The organism is Profundibacter sp., from assembly GCF_056498605.1.
Genome location: NZ_JBSMEZ010000029.1, coordinates 17,861 through 28,054, shown reverse-complemented (window position 1 = coordinate 28,054; position 10,194 = coordinate 17,861). Strand labels below are relative to the sequence as shown.

The window sequence follows — 10,194 nt, the reverse complement described above, 5'->3', positions numbered from 1 at the left end:
AGGTGACCGAACGCATGGCGCTGGCCGAAGGCGAACACGAAACACTGGCCGACTGGCGCAAGGCCCGCGAGAAATATTTCAGACGCAACGGCGGGTTTGCCCCCGATATGCCCGTGGTGTTCGAATTTTTCGAAGTGGTCGAGAACCTGATCGGCAGCGAAATTGATCCGGACGATGCTGCGGACTAATCCCGCTTTCCAACCGACAAAATCCTGATGCTGCCACTGCTGCGCACGCCTTTGACTTTGGCGCACCCCAACCGGCCCATAGTCGTTTCAACGCTTCGGCTGTTGCAATCCCTAATGGCGGCCCCGACGGTTTGAAGCATCGTCGGATGTATCTGTTCTTCGGATTCGGGCCAATTTCCCAACAGCACGGCCCCGCCGAGAATCACAAAGCTTGCGATGACCCGTATGTCAACTCTGCTCTTGGATTTGCGTATTTTCATAACGATAACCTTTCCGTAGCGTAAATTAACCCGACAATTTTGTTCAAAGTTGGGTGAAATTACACTGATTGCATGCCGATGCTGTGCAAACACTTGGCCCGCCGCAAGGGATGCGATAAGAGCGGGGGAACCTTATTCACCACAGGAATATCGCCGTGAAATTTACGCTCTCTTGGTTGAAAGACCACTTGGAAACTGATGCATCCTTAGATGACATCCTCTATGCGCTGACCGATATCGGGCTGGAAGTGGAAGAGGTGATCAACCCCGCCGACGCTCTTGCCAATTTCACCCTAGGCTATGTCAAAAAGACCGAGCAGCATCCCGATGCGGACCGTCTGCGGGTGTGCGACGTGCAAACCAACGAGGGCGATTTGCAGATCATTTGCGGCGCACCGAATGCCCGCGAGGGCATCACCGTGGTGGTCTGCAAACCCGGCATGTATATTCCCGGTTTGGACATCACCATCAAAGTTGGCAAAATTCGTGGGGTGGATAGCCATGGCATGATGGCCTCGGAAAAAGAGCTGGAACTGTCGGAGGAGCATGATGGCATTATCGAGTTGCCCTCTGGCGAAGTGGGCCAGAAGTTCGTCGATTGGCTGGCCGAAAACGACCCTTCCAAAGTGGACCCCGTGATCGACATCGCCATCACCCCGAACCGCCCCGATGCGCTGGGCGTGCGCGGTATTGCGCGTGATTTGGCGGCGCGCGGTTTGGGCACGTTGAAACCCGCCAAAACCGCGCAAGTCGAGGGCACATTTGACTGCCCGATCAGCGTCAGCATTGACGAGGACACCCGCAAGGAAGGCTGTGAAGTGTTCATGGGCCGGTTGATCAAGGGTGTGAAAAACGGACCCAGCCCCGAGTGGCTGCAGCAACGTCTGCGCGCCATCGGGTTGCGGCCTATTTCGGCGCTGGTGGATATTACCAACTTTTTCACCATTGACGCGAACCGTCCATTGCATGTGTTTGATGCCGACAAAGTGCAGGGTAATCTGCGGGTGCATCGTGCCAAGGGCGGCGAGACCCTGATGGGGCTGGACGACAAGGAATACACGTTTGACGCTGGCATGGTGCTGATTTCGGACGATGCGGGTGTCGAGAGCATCGGCGGCATTATGGGCGGTTTGGAGACGGGCTGCACTGGGGAAACCACCAATGTTTTCCTTGAGTCGGCGTTTTGGGATGCGATCGAGATTGCCAAAACCGGACGCGCGCTAAAGATCAATTCGGACGCGCGGTATCGTAACGAGCGCGGCATTGATCCAGCGTTCAATGCACCAGCGATGGAGCTGGCGACGCAGATGATACTGGATCTGTGCGGCGGTGAAGCCTCGAACGTGGTGATAGCTGGCGAGGTGCCGGATGTGGCCCGCGCCTACCAGCTGGATACGGATCGGGTGCAGTCATTGGTCGGCATGGAAATTGCACCAAAAGTGCAGCGCGAAACGCTGACGGCGCTGGGGTTTGAGCTGGACGCAAACGACATGGCCAGCGTGCCGAGCTGGCGGCCGGATGTGCAGGGTTCTGCCGATCTGGTGGAAGAAGTGGCGCGGATGGCCTCATTAACCAAGCTGGAAGGCAAGCCGATGGCGCGCGCCCACGTCGGGGTGCCACGCGCGATCCTGACGCCGATGCAGCAACGTGAGAGCATGGCGCGGCGCACCATTGCCGCACTTGGCTATAATGAATGTGTGACCTATTCCTTCATTGATCAGGCCAGCGCCGAACTGTTTGGCGGTGGCGATGATGCCACCATGTTGGACAACCCGATCTCAAGCGAAATGAGTCACATGCGCCCCGATCTTCTGCCAGGATTGTTGCAGGCAGCGGCCCGCAATCAGGCGCGCGGGTTCATGGATATGGCCCTGTTCGAGGTTGGCCCAGCTTTTCACGGTGGAGAGCCGAACGAGCAGCATTTGCTGGCCAGCGGCATTCTGATTGGCCACACGGGGCCAAAGGATGTGCATAGGGAGCGGCGCGCCGTTGATGTCTATGATGCCAAGGCTGATGCCGAGGCGGTTTTGTCCGCGATCAAGGCCCCTGCCAAGGTGCAAATTCTGCGCGGGGCAGCTGATTGGTGGCATCCCGGGCGCTCGGGAAAAATTTGTCTGGGGCCAAAGAAAGTGATGGCGGTGTTTGGCGAAATTCACCCCAAGGTTTTGGCAGCTATGGATGTCAAAGGGCCAGCCGTTGGCTTTACTGTCTTTGTCGAGGAGCCGCCATTCGCGCGCAACAAATCCGCCACACGTCCGGCGTTGGTGTTGCGCGATTTACAAGCGGTGGAGCGTGACTTTGCTTTTGTCGTAGATGCGGGCGTCGAGGCGTTGGTACTGGTCAATGCTGCTGCTGGTGCGGATAAGGTGCTGATTGAATCTGTGCGGGTGTTTGATGAATTTATCGGCGGATCACTTGGGGATGGCAAGAAATCCTTGGCGATTTCTGTGCGATTGCAACCTACGGACAAGACGCTGACCGACGAGGATATCGCGGCGGTTTCGGAGAAGATCATTGCCAAAGTGGCGGGCGCTACGGGCGGCGAATTGAGAGGGTAAAGCGATGTTAAAGGTATATCTATCTGGTGAAATCCATACGGATTGGCGCGAGGTTATTGTGGCGGGTGCCAAAGGATTGGACGTGGAATTTTCATCGCCTGTGACCGACCACGCGGCGTCGGATGACTGCGGGGTGTCCATAATGGGGGCCGAGGCGGATAAGTTTTGGCATGACAACAAGGGCGCAAAACTGAACGCCATTCGCACCCGCAAGGGGATTGCGGATGCTGACGTTGTGGTGGTGCGGTTCGGCGATAAATACAAGCAATGGAACGCGGCCTTTGATGCGGGTTATGCGGCGGCGCTGGGAAAATCCCTAATTGTGCTGCACGGGGCCGATCATCAACATGCGCTGAAAGAGGTGGATGCGGCGGCTTTGGCCGTGACGGATACGCCCGAACAAGTGGTGCAGATTTTGCGCTATGTGTTGACGGCTGAATTGCCCTAAACTGGTCATTATGACCTATGATTATGTAATCGTTGGCGGCGGATCGGCGGGCTGTGTATTGGCAACGCGTCTGTCCGAGGACGCTAATGTGTCGGTCTGTCTGCTGGAGGCGGGCGGCGGTGGCAAAAGCGTGCTGGTCCGTGCGCCCGCATTGGTGGCCGCGATGGTTTCGGGGCGCCCAAAAATCAACAACTGGGCATTTAGGACAGTTCCACAAGCGGACCTGAACGGGCGACGTGGGTTTCAGCCGCGCGGGCGGGCGTTGGGCGGATCGAGCGCAATCAATGCGATGTTGTATTTACGCGGACACAGGCAGGATTATGAAGAGTGGGCTGATCTGGGCTGCGATGGCTGGTCGTGGGACGAGGTGCTGCCCTATTTCAAACGTGCCGAGGGCAATGCGTGGGGCGGGGATGATTTGCACGGTGCAAATGGGCCATTGCAGGTGATGGACCAGAATGCACCACGCGGGATTTCGGCAGCGTTTGTCAAAGCAGCCGAGGCGCAGCAAATCCGGCGCAACGATGATTTTAATGGGGTCCGGCAAGAGGGCGCGGGCCTGTATCAGGTCACGCAGTTTTCCAAGGGTGCGCATAAGGGCGAGCGCTGTTCGGCGGCGGCGGCCTATTTGTTTCCAGTGCGGAGGCGCAAGAACCTGACGGTGATTACCCATGCCCAAGTGGCGCGGGTGGTGATGGATGGTAGCCGCGCGGTTGGTGTGGCCTACACGCGAAAAGGCGTGGACCATGTGGCGCGGGCGGGGCGCGAGGTGATCCTGTCGGCGGGCACATTTGGCTCGCCGCAATTGCTGATGCTGTCGGGGATCGGAGCGGCGGACGAATTGCAGGAGCACGGCATTGATGTGGTGCAGGATTTGCCCGGGGTGGGTAAGAACCTGCAGGATCATCTGGATTATATTATTTCTTATAAATCCAAACGCCGCGATGTGATCGGATTAAACCCGATCGGGTTGGTGCAATTGGCGCGGGCGGGTTTGAAATGGAGCAAGTCGGGCGAAGGGATGTTTACAACGCCGTTCGCCGAGGGAGGCGCATTTTTGCGTACAAGCGCAGAGCTGGCACGGCCGGATTTACAGCTGCATTTTGTGATCGGGATTGTGGATGATCATATGCGAAAAATCCGCACCTCGCACGGGTTTAGTTGCCATGTTTGTGTGCTGCGACCCAAGTCGCGTGGGCGGGTCGGCTTAACGGATGCGCGGGCCACATCGGCCCCGTTGATTGATCCGGCATTTCTGTCGGATGCGGCTGATTTGCGCAGTCTGATGCAGGGGGCAAGGACAATGGATGCGCTGTTGAAGGCCGATCCGTTGACGCCTTGGCGCGGTAAGCGGCTGTATCCGCATGACGGTAGCGATGCGGGGTTCGAGGCTGACATTCGCGCCCGCGCCGATACCATTTATCACCCCGTCGGCACCTGCCGGATGGGCCGTGATGACATGGCGGTGGTGGAGCCGGAATTAAGGGTGCGCGGGGTACAGGGATTGCGAGTGGTGGATGCGTCAGTGATGCCGCGTCTGGTGGGTGGCAACACAAATGCACCTACCATTATGATTGCGGAAAAGGCCGCCGATATGATCCGCGGCCTTTAGCTGGTTAGTCGCGTGGTGGTTGCCGTAGCCCGGCCTGCACAGCGGGGCGTTCCAGAAAACGCTCCAGATAGGCAGGGACGTTATCAAGATCATCCCAATCGACCAGATCGCCCGCCTTATAGAAATCACGCAATACACGGAGCCACGGGGCGATGGCGATATCGGCGATGGAGTATTCACCGCACACCCAGTCGCGCCCTTCCAACTGGCCATCCAGCACTTCGAGCAAGCGTGCGCTTTCGTCGATGTAGCGTTTGGCGGGGCGGGGATCCTCGATATCTTTGCCATCAAAATGGGTGAAATAGCCCAGTTGGCCAAACATCGGCCCGATGCCGCCCATCTGGAACATCAGCCATTGCAGAACCTCGTAACGGCCAACGGGGTCTTTGGGCATCAGCTTGCCGGTTTTTTCGGCCAGATAGATCAGGATCGCACCGGATTCAAACAATTGCATTGGCTTGCCGTCCGGCCCGTCCGGATCAATGATTGCCGGAATTTTGTTGTTCGGGTTCAGCGACAGGAATTCAGGGGTGAACTGATCACCATCTCCAAAATCTACTTTGTGGGCATCATATGGCAGGCCCAATTCCTCGAGCATAATCGAAACTTTGACCCCGTTTGGAGTGGCAAGCCCGTAATACTGGATGGCGCTTGCATCTTTTGGGGGCCAACGTTTGGTGATTGGAAATGTGGATAGATCGCTCATTCGTGGTTTCTCCGTTACCGTTGCCTATATGATATAGGATTTGTCCGTTCGATAAAAAGGTTAACAAACCGTTTGAAAACATGGTAGTAGCTGTGCGCACACGCGCAATGGGAAAATATGGCGCGGAACTGGAACGTAACAAAGTCACGTAGGGGACGACACTATGCTTAAAGAGTTCAAAGATTTCATCGCCAAGGGCAATGTCATGGACATGGCTGTTGGTATTATTATCGGTGCGGCGTTTACCGCGATTATCGGATCATTGGTTGCAGACCTGATCAACCCGATTATCAGCCTGTTCATGGGCGGGGTTGATTTCTCGACCATGGGTTATAAAATTGGCGAAGGCGAAGATGGCGCTGTATTTGCTTATGGTAACTTCATCATGGCGATCATCAACTTTATTGTCATCGCATTCGTGGTGTTCATGCTGGTTAGAGCGGTGAACAAAACCAAGAAAGCCGAAGAAGAAGCGCCAGCCGCTGATCCGGGTCCAAGCGAGATTGACCTGCTGAAAGAGATCGCTGCGTCGCTGAAGAAGTAAGCGATATACGCTAGAATTTGAAAAGGCCCGTCGATCACTCCGGCGGGCCTTTTTTGTTACTTGATCGCGAGCGTGGGAGAGAGAACATCAATGCCCAAAGCCTCGCCCACTGCATAATATGTCAACTGGCCCGCATGCACGTTCAACCCGTTCAGCAAGTGCGGATCATCTGTGCAGGCCTGTTTCCAGCCCTTGTCTGCCAAGGCCAGCATGAATGGCATCGTGGCATTCCCCAGCGCGATGGTCGAGGTGCGGGCCACGGCACCGGGCATGTTGGCAACGCAGTAGTGCATGATGCCGTCGACCTCGTAAATCGGGTCTTGGTGGGTAGTTGCATGGGATGTTTCAAAGCAGCCACCCTGATCAATGGCCACATCAACCAGAACAGCGCCCGGTTTCATTTCGGACAATTGTGCGCGGCTGATTAATTTAGGGGCAGCAGCACCGGGGACAAGAACGGCACCGACCACCATATCGGCCTCGCGCACCAGTTCAATGGTGTTGCCAGCACTGGCATAACTGGTTTTGAAGTCACGGCCAAACACATCGTCCAAATAACGCAGGCGGGGCAGCCAACGGTCCAGCACAGTTACATCCGCGCCCATTCCGGCGGCTATACGCGCCGCATGGGTGCCGACAACGCCGCCACCAATCACCACGACACGGGCCGGACCAACACCCGGCACACCACCCATTAGAACGCCGCGTCCGCCGTTGGCTTTTTGCAGGGTCCATGCGCCGACCTGCGGGGCCAATCGGCCCGCGACTTCGGACATCGGGGCAAGCAGCGGCAGCCCGCCATTGGCATCGGTCACAGTTTCATAGGCAATCGCGGTGCAACCGCTGGCCAGCAGATCGTTGGTCTGGTCGGGGTCAGGCGCAAGGTGCAGATAGGTGAACAGCAACTGGCCCTCGCGCAGCATTTTGCGCTCGCCGGCTTGGGGCTCCTTCACCTTGACGATCATATCGGCGGTTTTGAAGATTTCGGCAGCGGTGCCGAGAATTTCAGCGCCTGCCGCGATGTAATCGTCATCAGGGAAACCAGCGCCGGTTCCGGCCTGTGTTTCAATCACAACCTTGTGGCCGTGTGCGACGGCTTCTCCTGCTGCATTTGGTGTTATTCCGACGCGGAATTCTTGTGGCTTAATCTCTTTCGGACATCCGATAATCATGGCGTTTCCTCCTTGCCTGTAAAAACAGGCTATTGACCTACCCGCGCAATTGCTTTGAAAAGAACAGTGGGTGATAGCGCTAAATGCGCAAGGTTATTCTATTTATATCAGATAGGTTAGAAGATATGAGCGTAGTATCAGAATTAGACAGTATAGATCGTCGTATCCTTGAAGCGTTGCAAAAGCGCGGGAGGATGTCGAATGCAGATTTGTCGGAAAAGGTAAATCTGTCGCCATCGGCATGTCACCGACGGGTGCAACGGCTGGAAGCGGATGGGTATATCAAGGATTATGTGGCGCTTTTGGACCCGCGCAAACTGGGGTGTCCATCAACGATATTTGTCGAGATTACCCTATCAGGACAGGCGGACGAGGTGCTGGATACGTTCGAGCGCGAAGTGGCCAAGGTGCCTGATGTGCTAGAGTGCCATCTAATGGCGGGCACGGCGGATTACCTGCTAAAAGTGGTGGCGCAGGATACCGAGGATTTTGCGCGGATACACCGGCGTTATCTGGCACGGCTGCCGGGGGTGGCGCAGATGCAGTCGTCATTTGCATTGAGGACAGTGTTCAAGACCACTGCATTGCCTGTTTAGAAATGGCGCCGATATTGCATTGAAATATTAAGTATAGTTTGACTTCGGGATCGTAGGAAAATTACTAATAATATAGTAAAAACAAACGCTTAATTGATCGCCCCTTACAAGTCAGGTTTTCCTTACTTGTTGGATCTCAGCCAATCGCCCTATCGTTGCCATACAAATTTTCCTCGTAACTTTGATAAGGGATTTCTGACATGGCTTATTTTAACGGTACAAATTTAAACGATTCTTGGTATGGCACAATGGGAGATGACACCATTCACGGATATGATGGAAACGATACGTTGCGCGGTGGTCAAGGTTATGACTGGATCTTTGGCGGTTCTGGCCATGACCGTCTGTATGGTGATGGCGGGAATGACTATCTCTTTGGTGGCAATGGCGATGATTATATGTCGGGAGGATCCGGCCGTGACTATCTTTCTGGCGGGAATGGCCGTGACCAGCTCTTTGGTGGCTGGGGTAATGATTACCTGACAGGGGGTGGGGGTGATGATTACGTGGACGGTGGTACCGGCAATGATGATATTTACGGTGGGTCCGGTCGGGATTTATTAAGTGGTGGCGCTGGTAACGATCTAATATATGGCGGTACGGGCAATGATACACTGTATGCAAATGCCGGCAACGATAAGCTTTATGGTGGCGACGGGAATGATGCGCTTTTTGTAAGGGGTAATTATGATTACTTTGGTACCTTGGGAAATAATTCCCTTTATGGAGAAGCGGGCAACGATCAACTTATCGGTTATTTTGGTAATGATTTGCTCTCTGGGGGAACTGGTAATGATACGCTTGCAGGGGGTCGTGGAAACGACAACCTAGTGGGCGGTGCAGGTGATGACATCATGACTGGTGGTGCGGACGCAGATAATTTTATCTTTGAATCGCCCGATTATGTCCGCTCAACAGGGTTTTTCGGCGGATTTGGGTACACCAATTTTGACCCCAATGATTTCATCCTGCCAATAAATGGTCACGATGTGATTACTGATTTTGAAATTGGTCTGGACAAGATTGAATTCAACAGCGGTAATATCAGGTATTCTGATTTATCCATCACCCAGTCAGGGGCGGATACAATTATTCATTACGGTGCGGATCTAATTACGTTGCTAGACACAACGGCAACTGACCTTCATTCCAGTGATTTTGTATTCTGAGTGATTTGACTGCAATAAAACACAGCCCATATCTATGGACATGTACAGATGTTTTATTTCTGGGCCCGCGCCCTATTTAACGTGGCGGCTCCCTTCATCGTCAGCGGCCTTCCTTCCGGTAACCATTGCTTTTACGAGGTTCTCGCGGTGCCTTAGGCTGGCGGTGGCGACCCCCGCAAGATGCAGAACAACCAACAGCAACAGACCATTGACCAGCGCCTTGTGTAAATCTTCAAGCCATTCTTCGCCAAAATACGCGTCCATGCCCATCATATATCCGGTGGTTCCAATCGCGCCTAGAATGATCAGCAAAGCAACGATCATCACGGCCCCGGCGGGGTTGTGCCCAAGGTAACGTTTTTCACGTCCCTTGATGATGTCGGCCAGATATCCAAGCAGCTTTTTCGGCCCGGGTATAAAGCCGGAAAAGCGGGCGTGTTCCGATCCTATTAATCCCCAGATCAGGCGAAAAGCAATCAATGCAAGAACTGTATATCCGAATAGTTTATGCATATCTCGGGGTGATATTACGAAATAGGACAGGGTAACGCTGGTCACCAAAGACCAGTGAAAGAGGCGCACGCCAATGTCCCAGATTGGAATGGTTTCTCGTGTTGGGGGTTGGTTATCAACGATAGCCATGCGGCGCCTCCTTCTGCTGCTCGTGAGTGGTTATGGATCAGGAATTAATGCGTTCGATCTCGACGCCAGTGTTGGGGTCAAAGAACACTTCCATCTTGGTTTCGTCCAGCTTGCCGTAAACCTCGTAGCAGCCGCCGTCATTGATCTTGAACTTCAGCACTTCACCGCCTTCTTCCTCAAAGGTTTTGATGGCTTCCCAGACAGGTTTCAGGCTGTCGCCAGGGGTGCAGGATGGTTCTGCAAAAAGGGGGGTAGCAATAGTTGCAGCAAGGGTTGTGAGCATAAGTTTTTTCATTTGG

General features: G+C 54.6%; 11 protein-coding genes. 7 read left to right on the top strand and 4 right to left on the bottom strand.

What is annotated here, in order from left to right:
• The 4 genes from ACWB12_RS03705 to ACWB12_RS03690 all read left to right on the top strand — a co-directional run.
• Nucleotides 1–188 (top strand): ASCH domain-containing protein (locus ACWB12_RS03705; RefSeq protein ID WP_479528718.1); only part of this gene is annotated, 188 nt, incomplete at its 5' end.
• A 415-nt stretch (nucleotides 189–603) separates the two neighbouring features.
• Nucleotides 604–3,006 carry a phenylalanine--tRNA ligase subunit beta gene (gene pheT / locus ACWB12_RS03700; RefSeq protein WP_479528717.1) on the top strand — a complete coding sequence of 801 codons (2,403 nt, stop codon included), beginning with the start codon at nucleotides 604–606 and terminating at the stop codon, nucleotides 3,004–3,006.
• Between the two features lie 4 nt (nucleotides 3,007–3,010).
• The gene (locus ACWB12_RS03695; protein ID WP_479528716.1) at nucleotides 3,011–3,454 is read left to right on the top strand and encodes a YtoQ family protein; all 444 of its coding nucleotides are present in this window, start codon (nucleotides 3,011–3,013) and stop codon (nucleotides 3,452–3,454) included.
• A 10-nt stretch (nucleotides 3,455–3,464) separates the two neighbouring features.
• Nucleotides 3,465–5,066, top strand: coding sequence for a GMC family oxidoreductase (locus ACWB12_RS03690; protein WP_479528715.1), 1,602 nt, complete (start codon nucleotides 3,465–3,467; stop codon nucleotides 5,064–5,066).
• 4 nt (nucleotides 5,067–5,070) lie between these two features.
• Here the strand turns inward: ACWB12_RS03690 and ACWB12_RS03685 are convergent, their stop codons facing one another.
• Entirely contained in the window at nucleotides 5,071–5,772 is a 702-nt protein-coding gene (locus ACWB12_RS03685; protein ID WP_479528714.1) for a glutathione S-transferase family protein, read from the bottom strand.
• A gap of 163 nt (nucleotides 5,773–5,935) precedes the next feature.
• Here ACWB12_RS03685 and mscL point away from each other — a divergent pair, with 163 nt between their 5' ends.
• Nucleotides 5,936–6,316 (top strand): large conductance mechanosensitive channel protein MscL, encoded by a 381-nt coding sequence (gene mscL, locus ACWB12_RS03680; RefSeq protein ID WP_479528713.1) that lies wholly within the window; start codon nucleotides 5,936–5,938, stop codon nucleotides 6,314–6,316.
• Nucleotides 6,317–6,372: 56 nt separating this feature from the next.
• On the opposite strand, the gene ald is transcribed toward mscL, so the two are convergent.
• The gene (gene ald / locus ACWB12_RS03675; RefSeq protein WP_479528712.1) at nucleotides 6,373–7,488 is read right to left on the bottom strand and encodes an alanine dehydrogenase; all 1,116 of its coding nucleotides are present in this window, start codon (nucleotides 7,486–7,488) and stop codon (nucleotides 6,373–6,375) included.
• A 125-nt stretch (nucleotides 7,489–7,613) separates the two neighbouring features.
• On the opposite strand from ald, the gene ACWB12_RS03670 reads away from it, so the two are divergent.
• Entirely contained in the window at nucleotides 7,614–8,084 is a 471-nt protein-coding gene (locus ACWB12_RS03670; protein WP_479528711.1) for an Lrp/AsnC family transcriptional regulator, read from the top strand.
• A 200-nt stretch (nucleotides 8,085–8,284) separates the two neighbouring features.
• Nucleotides 8,285–9,253 carry a calcium-binding protein gene (locus ACWB12_RS03665; protein ID WP_479528710.1) on the top strand — a complete coding sequence of 323 codons (969 nt, stop codon included), beginning with the start codon at nucleotides 8,285–8,287 and terminating at the stop codon, nucleotides 9,251–9,253.
• Nucleotides 9,254–9,325: 72 nt separating this feature from the next.
• Here the strand turns inward: ACWB12_RS03665 and ACWB12_RS03660 are convergent, their stop codons facing one another.
• Both ACWB12_RS03660 and ACWB12_RS03655 read right to left on the bottom strand, forming a co-directional pair.
• The gene (locus ACWB12_RS03660) at nucleotides 9,326–9,895 is read right to left on the bottom strand and encodes a cytochrome b/b6 domain-containing protein (protein ID WP_479528709.1); all 570 of its coding nucleotides are present in this window, start codon (nucleotides 9,893–9,895) and stop codon (nucleotides 9,326–9,328) included.
• 37 nt (nucleotides 9,896–9,932) lie between these two features.
• The gene (locus ACWB12_RS03655; protein ID WP_479528708.1) at nucleotides 9,933–10,190 is read right to left on the bottom strand and encodes a PepSY domain-containing protein; all 258 of its coding nucleotides are present in this window, start codon (nucleotides 10,188–10,190) and stop codon (nucleotides 9,933–9,935) included.
• Nucleotides 10,191–10,194 lie beyond the last annotated feature (4 nt).